General features: G+C 58.3%; 19 protein-coding genes. 15 read left to right on the top strand and 4 right to left on the bottom strand.

All coding sequences use genetic code 11. The annotated features are described in order from the left end of the window. Positions 1–36 precede the first annotated feature (36 nt). Positions 37–2,124 carry a hybrid sensor histidine kinase/response regulator gene (locus KDX37_RS09135; RefSeq protein WP_231652448.1) on the bottom strand — a complete coding sequence of 696 codons (2,088 nt, stop codon included), beginning with the start codon at positions 2,122–2,124 and terminating at the stop codon, positions 37–39. A gap of 299 nt (positions 2,125–2,423) precedes the next feature. Here KDX37_RS09135 and KDX37_RS09130 point away from each other — a divergent pair, with 299 nt between their 5' ends. From KDX37_RS09130 to KDX37_RS09060, 15 genes are all read left to right on the top strand, one after another. Then, positions 2,424–3,164 carry a tellurite resistance TerB family protein gene (locus KDX37_RS09130; RefSeq protein WP_231652346.1) on the top strand — a complete coding sequence of 247 codons (741 nt, stop codon included), beginning with the start codon at positions 2,424–2,426 and terminating at the stop codon, positions 3,162–3,164. Between the two features lie 463 nt (positions 3,165–3,627). Beyond that, positions 3,628–5,250, top strand: coding sequence for a methyl-accepting chemotaxis protein (locus KDX37_RS09125; protein ID WP_231652447.1), 1,623 nt, complete (start codon positions 3,628–3,630; stop codon positions 5,248–5,250). A gap of 10 nt (positions 5,251–5,260) precedes the next feature. Next, positions 5,261–5,797: a chemotaxis protein CheW gene (locus KDX37_RS09120; RefSeq protein ID WP_231652345.1), complete on the top strand. Its 537-nt coding sequence runs from the start codon at positions 5,261–5,263 to the stop codon at positions 5,795–5,797. Next, positions 5,794–7,059: a CheR family methyltransferase gene (locus KDX37_RS09115; protein ID WP_231652344.1), complete on the top strand. Its 1,266-nt coding sequence runs from the start codon at positions 5,794–5,796 to the stop codon at positions 7,057–7,059. Before KDX37_RS09120 ends, KDX37_RS09115 begins: the two co-directional genes overlap by 4 nt. Next, positions 7,059–7,748 carry a chemotaxis protein CheW gene (locus KDX37_RS09110; RefSeq protein WP_231652343.1) on the top strand — a complete coding sequence of 230 codons (690 nt, stop codon included), beginning with the start codon at positions 7,059–7,061 and terminating at the stop codon, positions 7,746–7,748. The genes KDX37_RS09115 and KDX37_RS09110 overlap by 1 nt, the downstream gene beginning before the upstream one ends. Beyond that, entirely contained in the window at positions 7,745–10,099 is a 2,355-nt protein-coding gene (locus KDX37_RS09105; protein WP_231652342.1) for a hybrid sensor histidine kinase/response regulator, read from the top strand. Before KDX37_RS09110 ends, KDX37_RS09105 begins: the two co-directional genes overlap by 4 nt. Continuing rightward, on the top strand, positions 10,096–11,106 hold the full coding sequence (gene cheB, locus KDX37_RS09100) for a chemotaxis response regulator protein-glutamate methylesterase (protein ID WP_231652341.1): 1,011 nt from the start codon (positions 10,096–10,098) through the stop codon (positions 11,104–11,106). The genes KDX37_RS09105 and cheB overlap by 4 nt, the downstream gene beginning before the upstream one ends. A gap of 45 nt (positions 11,107–11,151) precedes the next feature. Then, entirely contained in the window at positions 11,152–12,162 is a 1,011-nt protein-coding gene (locus KDX37_RS09095; RefSeq protein WP_231652340.1) for a response regulator, read from the top strand. A 142-nt stretch (positions 12,163–12,304) separates the two neighbouring features. Continuing rightward, positions 12,305–13,400, top strand: a protein-coding gene (gene prfB / locus KDX37_RS09090; RefSeq protein WP_231652339.1) for a peptide chain release factor 2 whose coding sequence is annotated in 2 segments (ribosomal slippage) — positions 12,305–12,376 and positions 12,378–13,400 — 1,095 coding nt in all. Because the reading frame shifts where the segments join, the coding sequence is not laid out codon by codon here. A 123-nt stretch (positions 13,401–13,523) separates the two neighbouring features. Continuing rightward, a complete protein-coding gene (gene lysS / locus KDX37_RS09085) occupies positions 13,524–15,026 on the top strand; it encodes a lysine--tRNA ligase (protein ID WP_231652338.1) in 1,503 nt (500 codons plus the stop codon). Positions 15,027–15,103: 77 nt separating this feature from the next. Beyond that, on the top strand, positions 15,104–15,829 hold the full coding sequence (locus KDX37_RS09080; RefSeq protein WP_231652337.1) for a TetR/AcrR family transcriptional regulator: 726 nt from the start codon (positions 15,104–15,106) through the stop codon (positions 15,827–15,829). A gap of 25 nt (positions 15,830–15,854) precedes the next feature. Next, positions 15,855–16,403, top strand: coding sequence for a hypothetical protein (locus KDX37_RS09075; RefSeq protein WP_231652336.1), 549 nt, complete (start codon positions 15,855–15,857; stop codon positions 16,401–16,403). A 30-nt stretch (positions 16,404–16,433) separates the two neighbouring features. Next, complete coding sequence (locus KDX37_RS09070; protein ID WP_231652335.1) at positions 16,434–17,711, top strand: flavohemoglobin expression-modulating QEGLA motif protein; 1,278 nt, start codon at positions 16,434–16,436, stop codon at positions 17,709–17,711. 23 nt (positions 17,712–17,734) lie between these two features. Then, positions 17,735–18,655, top strand: coding sequence for an alpha/beta hydrolase (locus KDX37_RS09065; protein ID WP_231652334.1), 921 nt, complete (start codon positions 17,735–17,737; stop codon positions 18,653–18,655). After that, entirely contained in the window at positions 18,652–18,975 is a 324-nt protein-coding gene (locus tag KDX37_RS09060) for a hypothetical protein (RefSeq protein WP_231652333.1), read from the top strand. The genes KDX37_RS09065 and KDX37_RS09060 overlap by 4 nt, the downstream gene beginning before the upstream one ends. Positions 18,976–19,087: 112 nt before the next feature. Here KDX37_RS09060 and KDX37_RS09055 read toward each other — a convergent pair whose 3' ends face one another. The 3 genes from KDX37_RS09055 to KDX37_RS09045 all read right to left on the bottom strand — a co-directional run bounded on the left by KDX37_RS09055 (position 19,088) and on the right by KDX37_RS09045 (position 20,954). Next, on the bottom strand, positions 19,088–19,870 hold the full coding sequence (locus KDX37_RS09055; RefSeq protein ID WP_231652332.1) for an OmpA family protein: 783 nt from the start codon (positions 19,868–19,870) through the stop codon (positions 19,088–19,090). A 60-nt stretch (positions 19,871–19,930) separates the two neighbouring features. After that, entirely contained in the window at positions 19,931–20,344 is a 414-nt protein-coding gene (locus tag KDX37_RS09050; RefSeq protein WP_231652445.1) for a DUF4398 domain-containing protein, read from the bottom strand. A 265-nt stretch (positions 20,345–20,609) separates the two neighbouring features. Then, a complete protein-coding gene (locus tag KDX37_RS09045; protein ID WP_231652331.1) occupies positions 20,610–20,954 on the bottom strand; it encodes a pilin assembly protein in 345 nt (114 codons plus the stop codon). Positions 20,955–21,069: the final 115 nt, after the last annotated feature.

Raw genomic sequence — 21,069 nt, 5'->3', positions numbered from 1 at the left:
AAAGAGGGTTGCGGACGCGATATCCTGACCGGCCTGTCAGTCGCCGTTCAGCAGCTCGTTCACCCGGGCTGCCAGCACGGCAATCGAAAACGGCTTGGGCAGTACATGCATGCCCGGCTCCAGGGTGTTGTGAGCCAACACGGCGTTTTCGGCGTAACCGGTCACGAACAGGATCTTGAGGTCCGGGCGAACCGCCCTTGCTGCATCCGCAACTTGTCTGCCGTTAATGCCACCCGGCAACCCCACATCGGTCACCAAAAGATCAATCGCAGCTTTCGATTGCAGGATGATCAGCGCCTCTGAGCCACGTTCAGCCTGCAGTACCGCATAACCCATCTCAACAAGCACCTCTGTGATCAGATTGCGCACAGCTTCCTCATCGTCCACCACCAATACGGTCTCCCCCGCAGCACTGGGAGACGGAAGCGATACGACACTGTGGTCATGCGGAGGTGTTTCGGCCTCGCTTTCGACCATCGGCAATAAAATGCTGACTCTTGAGCCTCGTCCGACCCGCGACTCGATGCTCGCGCCGCCGCCGGACTGGCGTGCAAAACCGTAGATCATCGACAAACCCAGGCCGGTGCCCATGCCGATCGGTTTGGTGGTAAAAAACGGATCGAATGCCCGTCCGATCACCTCTTTGGTCATTCCGGTGCCGGTGTCACTGACCGACAGTTCAACATAGCGGCCCATGGGCAATTCGTGCCTGGCAGCCGTTGTCGCGTCCAACTGGCAGTTACGCGTTTCGATGGTCAACTGACCGCCGTCCGGCATGGCATCCTTGGCGTTGATGCACAGGTTGAGCAGCGAGTTTTCCAACTGGGGCGGATCGACCATGATCGACCACAGCCCTGCAGTCGGTCGCACCTGCATATCAATGGCTGGCCCGACGGTGCGCCTTATCAGTTCATCCATTCCTGCAATCAGGTGGTCGATGTCAGTGGCTTTTGGCGCCAGCGTCTGGCGGCGGGAGAAGGCCAGGAGTCGATGTGTCAACGACGCGGCGCGTCTCGATCCTTCAAGCGCAGAACCGATATAACGGTCCAGTTCTGTAAAGCGACCTTTCTGCACGCGCGATTGCAGCATTTCGATGTTGCCGCTGACGCCCATCAACAGGTTGTTGAAATCGTGCGCCAAACCTCCGGTAAGTTGCCCGACCGCTTCCATCTTTTGCGATTGGCGCAGTGCTTCTTCGGCAGCCCGCAGTGCTTCGATACGTTGCTTTTCGTAGGTCAACAGTTTGCCCAGCGCGAAAATCAGACCATTACCTGATGCTGCCGTCCAGCCGAACCAGTGATAACTGCCATCCACATGCCGGTGGCGATTTTCGAACAGTGGCAGAACGTGCTCAATCGTGTGTTCCAGCGCTTTTTGAGTGCTGGCGACGTCGTCCGGATGCAACAGGTTCATGATCGACGTGCCGACCAGTTCTCGCGATTCGCGTCCCAAAAGGGTCGACCAGGCTGGATTGACGCGCAGAAAGATGCCGTTGAAGTCGAGCACCGCCAGCGGGTCGGGTGAAATATTCCAGAATGTATCGAGCTCCAGCGTGCGCTGTTCGAGTTTGGCAGTTTGCTGGCGCTCCAGCTCGATCAGTTCGCCAATCAGCTCCAGTCGTTTGTTTTCACTGGCTTTCAGGGCCTGTTGATCCAGATAGTTCTGTGTCGTTTCGGTTGTCAGGCAGAGCATACCTACCGTCACGCCATGCTCATCTATCAGGGGTGAAAACGAAAATGACCACCAGGTTTGCTCGACCTGCCCGTAACGGGCCATGACCAACGGCATGTTCTGCCAGCGCCCAGCCTTGCCAGCCAGTGCATCGTTAACCAGCGGGGCAACCTGATCCCACACGTCCGCCCATAGCTCGCGCATGAATGCGCCTATAGCATGGTCCTTGCGCGGACCGAGAATGGGCGCATAGGCATCGTTGTGGAAGAAAATCAGCTCTGGCCCCCAAAGCAAGTACATTGATTCAGGCGAGTTAAGCAGCAGATTCAACGCGTTCTTGAGCGACGAGGGCCACTGATCCATCGGTCCGAGCGAAGTCGTGCTCCAATCATTGGACCGGATGACAGCGGCTGCCTCGCTATTGCCTGCCGGAAAACCAACACGTGATATCACTTGGGGCAAACTCTCCATAGGTCGCTTCACGGAGCGATAACGTTCATTCGAGTGCCATTGTATCGGCAGAGCATTCATGTGAGTTGTTTTTGCGCGGCAGGTGTTCCCGACGGCAAGTAATTGACCGGATCCTTGATCGCCGGTTGCATGTTCCTGAAACAAACGTTCAAAGCATGATACAGACGGATAGGGCACTGACTGTCTGCAACATCTCGAAGCACACCGGTGATTGGGGGCGAGCGACTTATCTCCAACCTGCTGGTCAATCATTCATCCGATAAAACCAGTGGAGGTTTTCTGTGAATACGCGTGGCTTGCTTGATCAGTTGTTGAAATCTGGCCAGAACCTGTTGCAGGACAAGACGAGCGGTAAATCCGGCAAACCCTCTTCGGGCAGCGATTCCTTGATGAACGGCCTGGGTAGCCTGCTGGGCGGCGGGAAGAGCGGCAGTCAGGGAGGCCTGGGTGGTCTGCTTTCCGGGGCTGGCGGCGGTGCGCTGGCAGCGGGTGCGATGAGCCTGCTCCGGGGCAAAGGGTCGCGAGGCGTCGGTGGCAAAGCGTTGAAATACGGCGGGTTGGCGGCATTGGGTGTGCTGGCTTACAAGGCTTACAACAACTGGCAGGCCAGCCAGGGTCTCGCCAACCAGCGAGAGCCGCAGACCATTGATCGTTTGCCTGAATCCGAAGCCGAGCAGCATAGCCAGGCGATACTGCGCGCGCTGGTCGCAGCCGCCAAGGCCGATGGTCATGTCGACGAGCGGGAGCGTGCGCTGATCGAGGAAGAGTTCGGCAAATTGAGTGAAGATCAGACATTGCAGCACTGGCTTCAGGCTGAGCTGAACAAGCCTCTGGACCCGGCCGAAGTCGCGCGATCAGCCAGCACGCCGGAAATGGCCGCTGAAATGTATATCGCCAGCGTGATGCTGGTGGATCAGGAACACTTCATGGAGCGCGCCTACCTGGATGAACTGGCCCGTCAACTGAAACTTGATCCTGGCCTCAAGGCTGAACTTGAGACTCAGGTCAGAGATGCTCAGTAACGTTCAGCTCGCCGGTGATCCTTCGTTGCATTGACGATTACTTGCCTGCCGCATGGGTGAAGGACCACCCACTCATTGTTATTGATAATCCCAGGGTAAATGTAAATCCTGACCACGCCCTGTCGAAAGAAAGTGATGCCGACATACAACTCCGCGTGTATTTCCTGTAACGCATGCTGTTGCTGTTCACTTGAAATCAACTAACGGCTCTCACGCCGTCATCCGCCCAACGCCTCCACCGCCGCAGGTCCAGGGCCAGCCATAGAGCCGGTCGAGAAGGGTTATTGCCCCGTAAATTGCTGATTTCATGAGCTTTCAGCATGGCGTCAAACGGCCATTGATTTCATTTTCATATGACACGCTTATGCTCAGATGGCTGGGCTATACTCACGCCGCTTGGGCCGCGATCGGTCCGCTTCTTGAACACGGCCAGACGCCGTTGTTGAACTTCAGAGGGCTGACCGTGAAGAACTGGACCTTGCGCCAACGCATTCTGGCGAGTTTCGCCGTGATCATTGCAATCATGCTGTTGATGGTCGTGGTGTCTTATTCCCGCCTGTTGTCCATTGAGTCCAGTGAAGAACAGGTTCGCCTCGATGCACTGCCGGGGGTTTACTACAGCACGCTGGTTCGCAGCGCCTGGGGCGAAAGTTACATTCGCACGCTGGAATTGATCGGTGAAGGTCAGGGACGTCCACTGACCAAGCAGGAGAAGGACCAGTTCCAAGGGTTTGACGACAGTCTTCAGACACAAATGAACGGCTACAAGACATCCATTTTCGATGAGGCTGACCGTAACAGCTTTGCAATGTTCGAAAAACGCCGTGAGACCTATTCCCGCATGTTGGCCGACGTGCATGCCAAGTACGAACGTGGTGATTACCAAGGCGCGCGGACTGAGTTTTATGGCGAGCTCAATCCTATCTGGAGCGACGGTCGCAAACAGCTCAACGAGCTGATTGTCGGGAACAAGAAACTCGCTGACACCGCCACCGAAAGTATCGTGAACGCGGTATTGGCCGCAAAGATCAGCATGGTCTTTTCTCTCTTTATCGCAGTCATGGCGGCGGCGGCCTGTGGCTTGCTGTTGATGCGCTCCATCACCGCGCCGATGCAACTGATTGTGCGCATTCTGGACATCATGCGCACCGGCGACCTGAGCACCCGGCTGAATCTGGCCCGCAAGGATGAATTCAACGCGGTTGAAACAGGTTTCAACGACATGATGACCGAGCTCACTGCGCTGGTTTCCCAGGCACAGCGTTCATCGGTTCAGGTCACAACTTCGGTCACCGAGATTGCTGCCACTTCACGACAGCAGCAGGCAACTGCAACTGAAACCGCCGCGACCACGACCGAGATCGGCGCGACTTCGCGCGAAATTGCCGCCACCTCACGTGATCTGGTACGTACCATGACCGAAGTCACGTCGGCTGCTGATCAGGCTTCGATCCTCGCAGGTTCCGGTCAGCAGGGTCTGGCGCGCATGGAAGACACCATGCATCAGGTCATGGGTGCTGCCAATCTGGTTAACGCCAAACTGGCGATCCTCAACGAGAAGGCCGGTAACATCAATCAGGTGGTAGTGACCATTGTCAAAGTGGCCGACCAGACCAACCTGCTGTCGCTCAACGCTGCCATCGAGGCCGAGAAAGCCGGCGAGTACGGTCGCGGGTTTGCGGTGGTCGCTACCGAAGTTCGCCGTCTCGCTGACCAGACTGCGGTCGCGACGTACGACATCGAGCAGATGGTCCGTGAAATTCAGTCGGCCGTGTCTGCCGGCGTAATGGGCATGGACAAGTTTTCCGAGGAAGTGCGTCGTGGCATGTATGAGGTTACCCAGGTGGGCGAGCAACTGTCGCAGATCATTCATCAGGTCCAGGCCCTGGCGCCGCGTGTGCTGATGGTCAACGAAGGGATGCAGGCGCAGGCTACAGGGGCCGAGCAGATCAATCAGGCATTGGTTCAGTTGGCGGATGCCAGCAGCCAGACCGTCGACTCATTGCGTCAAGCCAGTTTCGCCATCGACGAGTTGAGTCAGGTAGCGGTCGGGTTGCGCAGTGGCGTCTCGCGTTTCAAGGTCTGAGTCCGCCGTCATGATGGATCAATCACCCCGACGTAACGGCGTCTCGCCGGTCGCGAGCAAACTGTTCCTGTTGTTTTGTATCGGCGAAGACCGTTATGCCCTGGAGGCCACGGAAATTGCCGAAATCCTGCCTCGTGTAAAGCTCAAGGCCATCGCCAGAGCGCCGCACTGGGTGGCAGGCATCTTCGCCCACCGTGGCGAGATCGTACCGGTGATTGACATCAGCGCGTTGAATTCAGGGCAGCCTGCACGTGCAAGAACCAGTACACGTATGGTGCTGGTGCATTATCGGCACGACGACGCGCACCCTGCGCAATTGCTCGGGTTGATTCTTGAACAGGCGACCGAGACCTTGCGCTGCGCCGCTTCGGAGTTCAAGGAGTATGGGCTGGAGAATCGCCTGGCGCCTTACCTGGGCCCGGTTCGCGAAGATGAACTGGGCTTGCTGCAGTGGATTCACGTTCAGGAGTTGTTGAGCGAGCCGGTCCGCGAGCTTCTCTACCCGGTACAGCCGCTCGACCTCGCGTCGCTTGAGGATGCGCCATGACGGATGACTCGCGCTTTTTCAGTTTCCTCAAGGACCGCATCGGGTTGGACGTTACGTCTGTGGGTGAGGCCATCATCGAGCGCGCCCTGCGTCAACGGGCGGTTGCCGCACACTGCGTCGATACCGAGGCCTACTGGCAATTGCTGGTCACGTCGCCACAGGAGCAGCAAGCGCTGATCGAAGCGGTGATTGTTCCCGAAACCTGGTTTTTTCGTTACCCCGAATCGTTTGCGACGCTGGGCAAACTCGCATCCGAGCGCTTGAAGACCCTGGATGGCGCAAGGCCGTTGCGTATCCTCAGCCTGCCCTGTTCTACGGGCGAAGAGCCTTATTCCATCGTCATGGCGTTGTTCGATGCGGGTATCGGTGCTCGTCAGTTCAAGGTCGATGCGATCGATATCAGCCCCATTTCGATTGACCGAGCCAAGCGCGGCATCTACGGCAAAAACTCGTTCAGGGGCGTGGACGTCGGTTTTCGTGAGCGTTACTTCAGTCCGGTTGCCGACGGCTTCGAGGTTTCTGAACCGGTACGCGACCGTGTCGACTTCCAGCCCGGCAACCTGCTCGACCCAAGGCTGGAAACACACGTGCCTTATGACATCGTGTTTTGTCGCAATCTGGTGATCTATTTCGATCAACAGACACAGCAGCGCGTGTTTAAAGTGCTCAAACGGCTGACCCGTGAAGACGGTTTGCTGTTTATCGGACCGGCAGAGGGCAATCTGTTGGCGGCCATTGGTATGCGCTCGATCGGCGTTGCACAATCCTTCGCGTTTCGCCACGCAGCGCCTGTGGTTGCAGCGCCGGTCGCGGCGCCAGTGCAAACGCCTGTCCGGCCCGCGCCACGCCCGCCAGTCGATATGCCCGTGAGCCGGCCTGCAACTCGAACGTCAGCGGCTTTCGCACCTGCAGTGAAGCCTGCTGCGGCCTCGGCCAATGACGAAGTCACCGCGTTGCTGAGTACCATTGCCCGTTTGGCCAACGAAGGTAAAAGCGCCGAGGCGCGTGCCGCGTGCGAAACATATCTGCAGCGCCACGAGCCTATCGCGCCGGTGTTCTACTGGCTTGGCCTGCTCAGTGAGGTCGAAGGTCGAACGGTCGAGGCTCAGGGTTTCTATCGCAAGGCACTGTATTTGCAACCTCAGCACCCTGAGTCGTTGGCTCAGTTGGCAGCACTGCTTGCTGCGCAGGGCGACAGCGCCGGCGCCAGGCGCTTGCAGGACCGTGCCGCGCGTGGCGCGAACAAACAAGGAAATCATTGATGACGGGCCTGTCCGCTTTTACCAGCCTTACCCATGATCAGGCCCAGGACATCGACGACTGCTGGAACCGTATTGGTATCCACGGTGATCGCTCCTGTCCGTTGCTGGAAGACCACATCCACTGCCGTAACTGTGCCGTTTATTCGGCTGCGGCTACGCGCTTGCTGGATCGGTATTCGCTGGTTCAAGAACACCATGAACAGTTTCAGGGCTCCGAACTGCAGCGCGACATCAAGACGCGTTCGATTCTGGTCTTTCGTCTGGGCGATGAGTGGCTGGGGCTGGCTTCACGTTGCCTGTCCGAAGTCGCACCGAACCAGACTATCCATTCGCTGCCACATCAACGTTCACGCGCGCTGCTGGGCGTCGCCAATGTGCGCGGTGCGCTGGTGGCGTGTATTTCGCTGGTTGAGTTGTTGGGGCTGGACAGCGGCTCGGTGGCTGCGCAGTCTATGCGAACGGTGCCGCGTATGTTGATAGTCGCGGCCGAGGGTGGCCCCGTCGTGGTGCCGGTTGACGAGGTGGACGGGATTCACGCCATCGACCAGCGTGAACTGGACGCTGCTTCGGCGTCCGGCACCCACGCCAACGCACGTTTTACGCGGGGTGTGTTGCAGTGGAAAGAGCGCAGCCTGCGTTGGCTCGATGAAGAACAGTTGTTGTCGGCGGTCCATCGGAGCCTTACATGACGCCAGATCAAATGCGTGATGCCTCACTGTTCGAACTGTTCACGCTGGAAGCTGATGCACAGACGCAAGTCCTGAGTGCCGGACTACTGGAACTCGAGCGTAATCCCACCCAGGCCGAGCATCTGGAATCCTGCATGCGCGCAGCGCACTCGCTCAAGGGTGCCGCACGTATTGTGGGCGTCGAGTTTGGTGTCAGTGTTGCGCATGTCATGGAAGACTGTCTGGTCAGCGCGCAGGAAGGCCGACTCCTTTTGCAGCCTGATCATATTGATGCCTTGCTGTCGGGTACTGACCTGCTGATGCGGATTGCCACGCCAGGTGGCAACAGCGTAGCTCAGCCCGATATCGACGCCTACGTCACCAGAATGAACACCTTGCTGGCTTCAGGCGCTGGTGCTGCGCGCAAAGTCAGCGTGCCGACACCAGATCCGCTGTTGGCCAGTGACATCGCACAGATCGACCCACTGCTGACGATGTCGGCTCTGCCAGAGCCCGCGTTCGACAGTCTGGCTGCCGACTTGCGCCTCGATACCGCGCCCGCGCTGCAAGCCGAGCCGGAGCCGGTAGCCGCTCCGCTTCGCGAACGTCGCGTTACCGAAGGTGGAGAGCGTGTACTGCGAGTTACCGCCGAGCGCTTGAATGGCCTGCTGGACATGTCGAGCAAGTCTCTGGTCGAAACTCAGCGTCTCAAGCCCTTGTTGGCGGGCATGCAGCGTCTCAAGCGTTTGCAGAGCAGCAGTGACCGTGCCCTTGAAGCGCTGGGTGCGAGCTTTGGCGAAGATGGCCTGGGCGCTGATGCTCGCAAAGCCCTTGAGGATGCGCGCAGTCTGCTGTCTCAAGCCCAGCAGATGCTCGTTCAGCAAACCGCCGAGCTGGATGAATTCGGCTGGCAGTCCGGACAGCGTGCCCAATTATTGTACGACACGGCACTGGCTTGTCGGATGCGACCTTTCGCCGATGTACTGGTCGGTCAGGCGCGCATGGTGCGTGATCTGGGGCGTGAACTGGGCAAGCAGGTCCGTTTGCAGATCGAGGGCGACAAGACCCAGGTTGATCGGGATGTCCTCGAAAAGCTTGAAGCGCCGCTGACCCATCTGCTGCGTAACGCGGTCGACCACGGGATCGAATCACCTGAAAAACGAATTGCCATGGGCAAGGAGCCAGAAGGGCTCATCCGTCTGCAAGCGTCACATCAGGCGGGCCTGCTGGTGGTTGAACTCAGTGATGACGGTGGTGGCGTCGACCTGGAGCGCCTGCGCGAGAACATTATCAAGCGCAATCTTTCCCCTGCCGAAACCGCTGCGCAGTTGAGCGAAGAAGAGCTGTTGAGCTTTCTCTTTCTGCCGGGTTTCAGCATGCGCGACAAGGTCACGCAGATATCAGGTCGCGGTGTCGGGCTTGATGCCGTGCAGCACATGGTTCGCCAGATGCACGGCAGTGTCGAACTGCAGCAGTGGCCGGGTGAGGGCAGTCGTTTCAGAATCGAAATGCCGCTGACCCTGTCGGTAGTGCGCAGTCTGGTGGTTGAGGTGGGTGGCGAGGCGTACGCATTCCCGCTGGCGCACATCGAGCGTATGCGCGACCTGCAACCCGACGACATCGTACAGCTTGAAGGCCGTCAGCACTTCTGGGACGAAGAGCGTCACGTCGGTCTTGTGTCGGCCAGCCAGTTATTACATCGTCCGCCTTCCCAGGTGACTGCTGAAGCGCTGAAGGTGGTGGTGATACGCGAGCGTGATGCGGTGTATGGCGTTGCAGTCGAGCGCTTCATCGGCGAACGAACGCTGGTGGTCATGCCGCTGGATGCGCGCCTCGGCAAGGTCCAGGACGTTTCCGCCGGGGCATTGCTCGATGACGGTTCCGTGGTACTGATCATTGATGTCGAGGACATGCTGCGTTCTGTTGAAAAGCTCCTGAATACCGGGCGGCTCGAGCGTATCGATCGCCGTAATCGCCAGAGTGAATCGGTGTCTCGCAAGCGCGTGCTGGTGGTCGATGATTCCCTGACCGTGCGCGAGCTGGAACGCAAACTGCTGGTCGGTCGCGGCTACGAAGTGTCAGTCGCAGTCGATGGGATGGACGGCTGGAATGCCTTGCGTGCCGAAGACTTCGACCTGCTGATCACCGATATTGACATGCCGCGCATGGACGGTATCGAGCTGGTGACGCTGCTGCGTCGGGATACACGTTTGCAATCGCTGCCCGTGATGGTGGTGTCTTACAAGGATCGTGAGGAAGATCGACGTCGGGGTCTCGATGCGGGCGCCGACTATTATCTGGCCAAAGCCAGCTTTCATGATGATGCCTTGCTCGACGCTGTCGTCGAACTCATTGGAGACGCGCAGGGATGAGAATTGCCATCGTGAACGACATGCCCATAGCGGTCGAGGCCTTGCGACGCGCATTGGCCTTCGAACCGCTGCATCAGGTGCTGTGGGTTGCCAGCAACGGGGCCGAAGCCGTTGAGCGTTGTGCCGAACAAACGCCTGATCTGATCCTGATGGACCTGGTCATGCCGGTGATGGATGGCGTTGAAGCCACGCGTGTGATCATGGCCAAGTCACCTTGCGCTATTGTTATCGTGACGGTAGACCGCGAGCAGAATGTGCATCGGGTCTTTGAAGCCATGGGGCATGGGGCGCTGGATGTGGTGGACACACCTGCGATTGGCGCTGGCAATCCGCGTGAAGCGGCAGCACCGTTGTTGCGCAAGATACTCAATGTCGAGTGGCTTATCGGTCAGCGCAACACGCATGAGCGCACGCCTGGGCCGGCTCTGCGCGGGACGGCCAAGCGTGACAGGCTGGTGGCCATCGGTTCTTCGGCTGGCGGTCCGGCTGCGCTGGAAATTCTGTTGAAAGGGCTGCCGGTCAACTTTCCGGCAGCTATCGTCCTTGTACAGCATGTGGATCAAGTGTTCGCTGCAGGCATGGCAGAATGGCTGAGTACGGCTTCGGGGTTGCCGGTACGGCTTGCGTGTGAAGGTGAGGTGCCACAACGTGGCAAGGTCCTGTTGGCGGGTACCAATCACCATATCCGCCTTTTGAAGGATGGGACGCTGGCTTACACAGCCGAGCCGGTAGACGAAATTTACAGGCCCTCTATCGATGTTTTTTTCGAAAGTGTGGCCCGCTATTGGAGCGGTGATGCCGTGGGTGTTTTATTGACAGGCATGGGACGAGATGGGGCCCAGGGGCTCAAGATGATGCGAGAGCGCGGTTATCTCACCATCGCGCAGGACCAGGCCAGTTCGGCGGTTTATGGCATGCCCAAGGCTGCCGCGGCCATTGATGCCGCGAGCGAGATCCGCACGTTGACCAGCATCGCACCTCGCCTGACAGAGGTATTTACTCAATGACTTTCCAGGTGAGCTCACCGGCGGTCGGTGACCAGGAGACACTTCATGCATGAATTGCAGATAGACGACATCAAGCCCCCGGATGAAAGTTCTGCGATGGTGCTTCTGGTCGACGATCAGGCCATGATCGGCGAAGCGGTCCGACGCGGCCTGGCAAGCGAGAGTTCGATCGATTTCCACTTTTGCGCCGACCCCCATCAGGCCATCGCTCAGGCTGTGCAAATCAAACCGACAGTGATTCTTCAGGATCTGGTCATGCCGGGCCTGGATGGTCTCACGCTGGTTCGCGAGTACCGGAGCAATCCGCTGACTCGTGATATTCCGATCATCGTGCTTTCAACCAAGGAAGACCCTCTGATCAAGAGCGCAGCGTTTTCCGCTGGCGCCAACGACTATCTGGTCAAACTGCCTGACAATATCGAACTGGTCGCGCGGATTCTTTACCACTCGCGTTCCTACATGACCCTGTTGCAGCGTGATGAGGCGTACCGTGCGCTACGGGTCAGCCAGCAGCAGTTGCTTGATACCAATCTGGTGTTACAGCGCCTGATGAACTCTGATGGCCTGACCGGGCTCTCGAACCGGCGTCATTTCGACGAGTACCTTGAGCTTGAGTGGCGCAGGGCGATTCGCGATCAGACCCAGTTATCGCTGCTGATGATCGATGTCGACTATTTCAAGGCCTATAACGACAGCTTCGGTCACCTGGAAGGTGACGAAGCGTTGCGTCAGGTCGCCAAGGCTATCCGCAACAGTTGCAGTCGACCGTCTGACCTTCCGGCCCGTTATGGCGGTGAAGAGTTTGCAATGGTGCTGCCCAATACCTCGCCGGGCGGCGCACGGCTGATTGCGGAAAAACTGCGGCAGAGTGTGGCGGGCATGAACATCCCTCACGTCGCGCCAGTGGAGGGTTCAAGCCTGACAGTCAGCATCGGCGTGGCGACGGTCGGGCCGCAGATCGGCACGCAAAGTCGTCAGTTGATTCTGGATGCCGACAAGGGGCTGTACCTGGCCAAGCACAGTGGACGCAATCAGGTGGCAGTCGGCCAGAGTTGAGCCTTGTGGCGTCCGTTGCCGATATTTCACGTTGGACGCCTGTAAATTGGCCACATAAGGCCCGCCTGACGGGCTGCTTTCGTGGTGCATGCTGAGGTATACTCGTCGGCTTTGAAAATTTCGCCTGCGAGTGCTGCCTACCATGGAAATCAACCCGATCCTAAACAGCATCAAGGATTTGTCCGAGCGCTCCGAAACCATTCGGGGGTATCTTTGACTACGATCACAAACATGATCGTCTGACCGAAGTCAATCGCGAGCTCGAAGATCCAAATGTCTGGAACAACCCCGAGTACGCCCAGAATCTGGGCCGTGAGCGCGCTTTGCTGGCGCAGATCGTCGACACTCTGGATGAAATGACCTCAGGCCTGGCAGATGCCAGGGACCTGTTGCTGATGTCCGCTGAAGAAGAAGACCAGGCCGCTGTCGATGACGTGGCTGCCGAAGTCGAGCGCCTGCGCGAATCGCTGGAAAAGCTCGAGTTCCGCCGCATGTTCAGTGGCGAAATGGACCCCAACAACGCGTATCTCGACATCCAGGCCGGTTCTGGCGGCACCGAGGCGCAGGACTGGGCCAATATCCTGCTGCGCATGTACCTGCGCTGGGCTGACAAGCGCGGCTTCGACGCGACCATAATGGAGTTGTCTGCCGGTGAAGTCGCCGGTATCAAGGGCGCGACCGTGCACATCAAGGGTGAATACGCCTTTGGCTGGTTGCGCACCGAGATCGGCGTGCACCGTCTGGTGCGCAAGAGCCCGTTCGATTCCGGCAACCGCCGTCATACCTCGTTCTCGGCTGTTTTCGTTTCGCCGGAAATCGATGACAACATCGAAATCGACATCAATCCGTCGGACCTGCGTATCGATACCTACCGCTCCTCGGGTGCCGGTGGTCAGCACGTAAACACCACTGACTCTGCGGTGCGTATCACGCACGTTCCGACCAACACAGTGGTCAGCTGCCAGAACGAACGTTCCCAGCATGCGAACAAGGACACCGCCATGAAAATGCTGCGGGCCCGTTTGTATGAGCAGGAAGTGCAGAAACGCAACGCTGCTTCCCAGGCGCTGGAGGACACCAAGTCCGACATCGGCTGGGGCCATCAGATTCGCTCCTACGTGCTGGATGCCTCGCGTATCAAGGACCTGCGGACCAATATCGAACGCAGCGACTGCGACAAGGTGCTCGATGGCGATATCGACGAATACCTGATCGCCAGCCTCAAGCAAGGGCTGTAAGCATGAAGTTGCGGGACGGGCGCCAATCGCGCAGTTCCGCAGCAGCGTCCGGGGCGGCATACGCCTTGCCCGCGAACCCTGGATAAGCCGGGGCAATGAACCTGTGATGGAATATCTAAAGACATGAGCGACCAACAACTCGACCCGCAAGCACTGCAACAGGAAGAAAACACCCTGATCGCCCTGCGCAAGGAAAAGCTTGCTGCCGAGCGCGCCAAGGGTCAGGCCTTCCCCAACGACTTCCGCCGCGACAGCTACTGCAATGATCTGCAGAAACAGTATGTCGACAAGACCAAGGAAGAGCTGGCCGATGCAGCGATCCCGGTCAAGGTTGCCGGTCGCATCATGCTCAACCGTGGCTCGTTCATGGTGATCCAGGACATGACCGGCCGCATTCAGGTCTATGTCAACCGCAAGACACTCCCTGAAGAAACGCTGGCCGACGTCAAGACCTGGGACCTGGGCGACATCATTGCTGCCGAAGGCACCCTGGCGCGCTCCGGCAAGGGCGACCTGTATGTCGAAATGACCTCGGTGCGTCTGTTGACCAAGTCATTGCGTCCGCTGCCTGACAAGCACCACGGTCTGACCGATACCGAACAGCGCTATCGCCAGCGTTACGTTGACCTGATCGTCAACGAAGACGTGCGCGAGACCTTCCGGGTGCGTTCGCAAGTGATCGCGCACATTCGCAGCTTCCTGATGAAGCGCGATTTCCTCGAAGTCGAAACGCCGATGCTGCAGACCATTCCTGGTGGCGCGGCGGCCAAGCCGTTCGAAACACACCACAACGCGCTGGACATGGAAATGTTCCTGCGTATCGCGCCTGAGCTGTACCTCAAGCGCCTGGTGGTGGGCGGGTTTGAAAAAGTGTTCGAGATCAACCGCAATTTCCGTAACGAAGGCGTCTCGACCCGGCATAACCCTGAGTTCACCATGCTCGAGTTCTACCAGGCCTACGCCGACTACGAAGACAACATGGACCTGACCGAGGAGTTGTTCCGCGAGTTGGCCCAGTTGGTACTCGGCACCACCGATGTGCCGTACGGCGACAAGGTGTTCCATTTCGGCGAACCGTTCGTGCGCCTGTCAGTATTCGACTCGATCCTCAAGTACAACCCGCAACTGACCGCGGCTGACTTGCAGGACATCGACAAGGCCCGCGCCATCGCCAAGAAGGCGGGCGCCAAGGTCCTGGGCTTCGAAGGACTGGGCAAGCTGCAGGTCATGATTTTCGAAGAGTTGGTCGAGCACAAGCTGGAGCAGCCGCACTTCATCACCCAGTACCCTTTTGAAGTGTCGCCATTGGCTCGCCGCAATGACGACAACCCGAATGTCACTGACCGTTTCGAGCTGTTCATTGGCGGTCGTGAAATCGCCAACGCCTATTCCGAGCTCAACGATGCGGAAGATCAGGCCGAGCGCTTCCAGGCGCAGGTGGCCGACAAGGACGCAGGCGACGACGAGGCCATGCATTACGATGCCGACTTCGTCCGTGCGCTGGAATATGGCATGCCGCCAACTGCTGGTGAAGGGATCGGTATCGATCGCCTGGTGATGCTGCTCACCGACTCACCTTCGATCCGGGACGTGATCCTGTTCCCGCACATGCGCCCGCAAGCGTAATCAGAAAAAATGAAGCCGCCTTGAATGGGCGGCTTTTTTTTGGTCTATTTTCCAGGATGACTTAAAGGGAAGCTGTCGTGACCATTGCAAGAGAAGGAGCTGCCGGAGTAGCGAATGCGGTAGCCAAAAGCGTCAAATTTCAGGGCCGCAAGGCCAGTCGAGAGGGCAGCGAGCAACGCAGGCAGGTGATTCTCGATGCCGCCATGCGGATCGTCATTCGTGATGGCGTACGTGCTGTGCGCCACCGTGCGGTGGCCGCCGAAGCCGGTGTGCCACTGTCCGCCACCACTTACTACTTCAAGGACATAGACGACCTGCTGACTGATGCCTTCGCACAATACGTGCAACGCAGCGCGGTATACCTGGCCAAGTTGTGGCAAAACACTGAAGTGATATTGCGCGACATGATGGCCCGCAGTTCCGGTAGCCCGAGTGATCGTTTTCGACTGGCTGACGATATTGCGCAATTGGTGATGGAGTACCTTCGTCATCAACTGCTGACCCGTCGCGACTCGCTGATCGCCGAGCAGGCCTTCTATCACGAAGCGCTGATCAATCCACGTCTGACCCCATTGGTCATGGCCCATCAGGAAATCCTGCTGCAGGGCAGTTGCCAGTTTTTTCAGGTGATCGGCTCTGTACAGCCCTTTCAGGACGCTCAAGTATTGACGGGGCTTATCCGCCGGATGGAATATCAAGGCCTGCTTCATGGCCCGTTGCGTCAAGCGGACGAAGAAATACTCGGTATTCTTACCCGCCAGATGCGTCTGGTATTGGGTACCCCTCAAGCAGTACGAGGGTGACCATACCTCTTTTCAGGAGTGTCCCATGAAGACCTGGCGCGTGATCATTGCGCTGTCGTTTCTGTTGTTGAGCGGTTGTCTGGTGACCTTCAAAGACCCGATCCCTGCTCACGATGTCGCCCCACGCGGACTGCTGGGCACCTGGTCCAGCAAGAACGCCTGGGGCGAGGCGCTGGAACTGGAAGTCTCACGCGCGAACAACAACGTCTACAAAGTGATCAGCTACCGCAAGGGCGACCGTCAGCATCGCGACGAATACGCCGTGACGCTGGTGCGACATGGCAGTCGCTGGTATCTGTCGGCAAAGCTGCCCGAGAAATACGGCGCTCACTACGCGCTTGCCGGTTTTGAGGTGACCGAAGCTGACGAGCTGGTTGTCTACAATCCTGATATGGACCGGTTCGATCAGTGGGTAGAGCAGAAAGCGCTGGAAGGTCAGTCGATGGAGACCAGTCTCGGCAAGCAGCTGTTGATCACCAGTTCTCTGGACAAGGTGTTCGGCTACCTCGACGATCCAGCCAATTTCGATGTTTTTCAAGAGGTCGCGTGCTACCAGCGCGCGGCCAAGCAGTAGGGCGATAGCCCACCAGCCAAGGAGTACCGGGTGGACGAGTACCAGCAGACTATTCGTGCGTTATCGGACCGGATCGTCGTCGCGCAGACGCCGATCCGTGTACTGGACGCGGTGAAGTGGGACGACACGGTTCGCAGGGATTTCCTGGCTGCAAAGGGCAAGGCTCTGCCTGCCGTGGACCGGGCGTATTACGAGAATCGCCCATTGGGTTTCGATTCTGGCGCGGTAAAGCTCGAGTTCCAGAACATCGAGCGCGACATTACCCGGCAATTGGGTCAGTTCAACCCGGTGGGGCAGATCATGCGCCGCATGTGCAAAGAGTATCGGATGGTGATCCGTATGCTCGAAGCGCGCGGCACCCCTGATTTCGGATTGATATCCCAGGAGTTGTACGGCGCGGCCTCCGATGCATTTCACGCCGGAGACCCGACCCTGGCTGACCTTGGCCTGATGCTGTCTGACTACCTGAACAATATTGCTGGCCGCGGCGATCTGAAGGACGAGCCCAAGATCCTCACAGCCAAGGATGCGGTCGCGTTGCTGCAATCGCGCCTGAACCGGGTGTTTGGCGAAGCCGAAGATACCATCAGGGTATTTGAGTCTGACGGCATCGTGGCCGATGCTGCTGCGGGCGCCGACTACATCAAGATTCGCACGGACGCGATGTTCAACGAACGGGATGTGCGGGCGCTGGAGGTTCATGAGGGCCTGGTGCATGTGGGCACCACACTCAATGGACAGAACCAGCCGATCTGTACCTTTCTGTCCAAAGGCCCGCCATCGTCGACCGTGACTCAGGAAGGGCTGGCGATCTTGATGGAAGTCATAGCGTTTGCCTCCTACCCGAGTCGCCTGCGCAAGCTGACCAACCGCACGCGTGCCATCCATATGGCAGAAGAGGGCGCCGACTTCCTGGAAGTGTTCGAGTTCTACCGTGAACAAGGTTTCGGCATGCCTGAGAGCTACGGCAATGCAAGCCGGGTGTTCCGGGGTTCGGTCCCCAATGGGCTGCCGTTTACCAAGGACTTGTCGTACCTGAAAGGCTTCATCATGGTTTACAACTACATCCAGTTGGCCGTGCGCAAGGGCAAGCTTGAGCAGGTGCCGTTGCTGTTCTGCGGCAAGACCACGCTGGAAGACATGCGAACCCTTCGCCAGTTGGTCGACGAGGGCTTGGTGGTTGCTCCCAAATACTTGCCCGATCAGTTCCGTGACATGAATGCGCTGTCGGCCTGGATGTGCTTTTCCAACTTCCTCAATCATCTGAGTCTGGACCGTATCGAAGCTGACTATTCGAACATTCTGTAGCTGTGACAATAAGGAAACCTCGTTTGAAGCTGATCGGCATCCTCGTTCTGATCCTGAGTCTCACCGGCTGCAGCTCCATGCTGTTCTACCCGGAGCAAGGTCTGCCCTTCACGCCCGACAAGGCGCGTTTGCAGTACCAGGATGTAAACCTGACTGCCGCTGATGGCACGCGTTTGCACGGTTGGTGGCTGCCAGCCAAAGAGGGTGTACCGGTCAAAGGTACGGTGCTGCATCTGCATGGCAACGGCGGCAATCTGTCGTGGCATCTGGGCGGCAGTTGGTGGTTGCCGGAGCAGGGCTATCAGGTGCTTATGCTCGACTATCGCGGCTATGGGCAGTCACAAGGCGCGCCCAGCCTGCCGGCGATCTATCAGGATGTTCAGGCCGCGTTCGACTGGTTGAAAGTATCGCCGCAGGTGAAGGGCAAGCCCTTGGTGGTACTGGGCCAGAGCATTGGCGGCGCGCTGGCGGTGCATTATCTGTCGCAGCACCCTGAGGAGCGGTCCCGGGTAAAAGCGCTGGTTCTCGATGGCGCACCTGCCAGCTACCGCGATGTTGCCCGCTATACACTGGGCACCTCCTGGCTGACCTGGACGCTGAAAACACCGTTGTCGTGGTTGATCCCTGATGCGGACAGCGCGATCAATGGCCTGCCGCAACTGGCGGGTACCCCCATGCTGATTTTTCAGAGCATGGACGACACTTTAGTACCGCTGGACAATGGCATCAGCCTGTACAAAGTCGCGCCGCCACCCCGTGTGCTGCAGCTTACGCGGGGTGGGCATGTGCAGACTTTCGCTGATCCGCTCTGGCGGCAAGTCATGGTGCGCTATCTCGACGACCCGCAGCACTTCAATGGGCTACGACGCCTGGCCGAAGTGCCCAATTATCCAGAGTCGTCCGGAGCCGGCTCGCAGCGACCGTCGTCCGAGTCAACACCATGAGCGCCGAACGTAGCGTCAACGCAATGATACTGACCGGCATTGGCGCCATTATTGGTACTGTCGGCTGCCTGTGGTACTACGGCTATCTGCATTTTGCCAAGCCTGAAGACGCCCTGTTGCTCAGCGAGTTCACCCTGCTCAAGAGCGTGCCCGGTGAGGACTACAAGGTTGCAGCGACCCCGGCGGCGCAGGTGGCGCAGTGCATTGACGGAGTGCTGGTGCTGTTTGACACGACCCGCAAGGGGCTGTCGGGCGTGCTGGTCGATCAGCACAGGCAGGCTGTGCGGTGTGCAGGGCAGCAGACACCATCAACGCCCTGAACCTCAGGGTGGCTGACCGACAAACCCGGCGTCCCGAACGTCAACGTAACGCCCATTAAAAAGCCCCGTCTGCTGACGCAGACGGGGCTTTATGCTGTTGCGGTGCGGTCGCTTACTTCATCGACGAGCGCGGGGCTACAGGCTGGTTGTCGTTGGAAATGGTCACTTCCACACGACGGTTCATGGCGCGGCCGGAGTTGCTGGTGTTGTCAGCAACCGGGTATTCCTTGCCATAACCCTGGGCAACGATGCGCGCCGGGTCTACGCCCATACGGACCAGAGCCATGCGAACCGAATTGGCACGACGCTCGGACAGCGACTGGTTGTAGGCAGCCGATCCGGTGCTGTCGGTGTAGCCTTCGACAATCACTTTGCGGTCAGTGTTTTCCTGCAGGAAAGCAGCCAGCTTACCGATGTCGCCCTGGGCGCCCGGCTTCAGGTCAGCTTTGTTGTAGTCGAACAGCACGTCACCGAAAGTCACCAGGGTGCCGCGTTCGGTCTGTTTGGCGTTCAGGCTGTTCTTGAGCTGAGCGATCTGAGCGTCACGAGCGTCCAGACGAGCCTTGGCACGTTCGGCCGAAGCGTTTTGCAGAGCGGCCTCAGAGGTGCGCAGGTTGATGGTTTGTTTGGCCAGCTCCACACGCTGATTGGTCAGGTAGGACAACTGGTCGACTTTCTTGACGTCTTCGCCATCACGGAAGGCTTTTTCAGACTTGGCCAACCATTCGCTGGCGTCCTTGGTTTCCAGGGCTGCGACTTTGGTGGACTCAGGGTTGGTCTGCAGCGCAGTGAAGTTGGTGCGTGCCTGTTCCAGATTAGGGTTTGGCTTGGTGGCACAGGCAGCCAGGGCTACGCTCATGGCCAGCAGGGCGGGAATCATCAATTGTTTGCGCATAGTTAGGTCGTCCTTTAATCAATTACGAATTCATGAAAACTCAAGGTTGCTGTCGACGGCTCACTGAACCTGACGCATGCCTTCTTCACGTAGTTCGTTGACGCCCTGACGAGCATCCTGCACAGCTTTGGCGGCTTTGGCGGCCTGAGACTTGCGCTCGGCTACGCGGGCATCCCACTCGGCCTGTTCAGCCAGCTTGCGTGCTTCGTCGTATTTGTGGTCTTGCATGGCCAGGTCAGCCTGCTTCAGCTTGTCCTGAGCCGACTTCATTTCCACTGCGGCGTACTCGGTGCCGCCAGCGCTTACTGCACTGTTCACGGCCGACTGGGAAACTGCGTACTGCTCGGATGGCGGGTTGCCTGCGCAACCGGCGAGGATGAACGTGCTACCCAATGCCAACGCAGCGAGTTTGAGCCCGCGCAGGCCTTTGAACTTTGTTTTGGCAGTCAGGGTGTTCATGGTGATCAACTCCATTGTGTGAATCCGAACGTGGTTATCCATGATGGCTTTCCGGCCGGGCAGCACCTCAACTTACTGTCTGCTGCGCTTCGGCCATTCACGTCATGGTTAATGGCTCGGACCTGTGCAGTTTTTGAATAGTTCAGATAAATATTTACTAAACAGTACTGAACAGTTTTGTATGACGACTGAGCTGTGATGGCGGACGTGGTCGCCTTGGCTCAAGCAGGCGCAGGAGTTGCCGCAGGGTGTTTACCCTGCGGTGTTACAGCGTTGAGACTCAATTTTCAGCGTCGCCTTCCTTTTCGGTCAGCTCGTGCAGGTGCCGTCTGGACAAGGCCAGAAAGCGAGGCGTGGCCCCCACGTCTTCGTACAGTGGGTTGCCTTCTTCATCCGTGGACACCACGTGCTGGCCTTTGACATAGGGGAAACCTGCTTCAAGTTCTTCCAGTGCAGCGCCAATCAGTTCACCCAGTAATTCTTCAGGATGATGCTTGGGGTACATTTCGCAGAGGGCGGCCAGCCGCGCGGCAGACTCAAGGTCCAGATGGATGGCGTAGCGGCTTTTGGTCAAGCGTCCTGTGGCGTTGCGTTCCCAATGTTGGGCAAGCTCGCGGATTTTCATAGTCACCTCGTGGTGGGTCGCTCGTGGCGCAGCGGCCCGGTTTATGAGCGGTCGGCTGGTTCAGTGATGAGACTAGCCGGTGTGAAGACGAGGGCGACAAACGTGGCACGTCTGC

The sequence above is a fragment of the Pseudomonas californiensis genome, from assembly GCF_021147775.1.
GTDB lineage: Bacteria > Pseudomonadota > Gammaproteobacteria > Pseudomonadales > Pseudomonadaceae > Aquipseudomonas > Aquipseudomonas californiensis.
This window is presented reverse-complemented; position numbering and strand designations above follow the sequence as displayed.

Coding starts and splice junctions, on each gene's coding strand:
- KDX37_RS09120 (WP_231652345.1), top strand. CDS start 5,261: ATGATGGATCAATCACCCCGACGTAACGGCGTCTCGCCGGTCGCGAGC.
- KDX37_RS09115 (WP_231652344.1), top strand. CDS start 5,794: ATGACGGATGACTCGCGCTTTTTCAGTTTCCTCAAGGACCGCATCGGG.
- KDX37_RS09110 (WP_231652343.1), top strand. CDS start 7,059: ATGACGGGCCTGTCCGCTTTTACCAGCCTTACCCATGATCAGGCCCAG.
- KDX37_RS09105 (WP_231652342.1), top strand. CDS start 7,745: ATGACGCCAGATCAAATGCGTGATGCCTCACTGTTCGAACTGTTCACG.
- cheB (WP_231652341.1), top strand. CDS start 10,096: ATGAGAATTGCCATCGTGAACGACATGCCCATAGCGGTCGAGGCCTTG.
- KDX37_RS09095 (WP_231652340.1), top strand. CDS start 11,152: ATGCATGAATTGCAGATAGACGACATCAAGCCCCCGGATGAAAGTTCT.
- lysS (WP_231652338.1), top strand. CDS start 13,524: ATGAGCGACCAACAACTCGACCCGCAAGCACTGCAACAGGAAGAAAAC.
- KDX37_RS09075 (WP_231652336.1), top strand. CDS start 15,855: ATGAAGACCTGGCGCGTGATCATTGCGCTGTCGTTTCTGTTGTTGAGC.
- KDX37_RS09060 (WP_231652333.1), top strand. CDS start 18,652: ATGAGCGCCGAACGTAGCGTCAACGCAATGATACTGACCGGCATTGGC.
- KDX37_RS09055 (WP_231652332.1), bottom strand. CDS start 19,870: ATGCGCAAACAATTGATGATTCCCGCCCTGCTGGCCATGAGCGTAGCC.
- KDX37_RS09050 (WP_231652445.1), bottom strand. CDS start 20,344: ATGGAGTTGATCACCATGAACACCCTGACTGCCAAAACAAAGTTCAAA.
- KDX37_RS09045 (WP_231652331.1), bottom strand. CDS start 20,954: ATGAAAATCCGCGAGCTTGCCCAACATTGGGAACGCAACGCCACAGGA.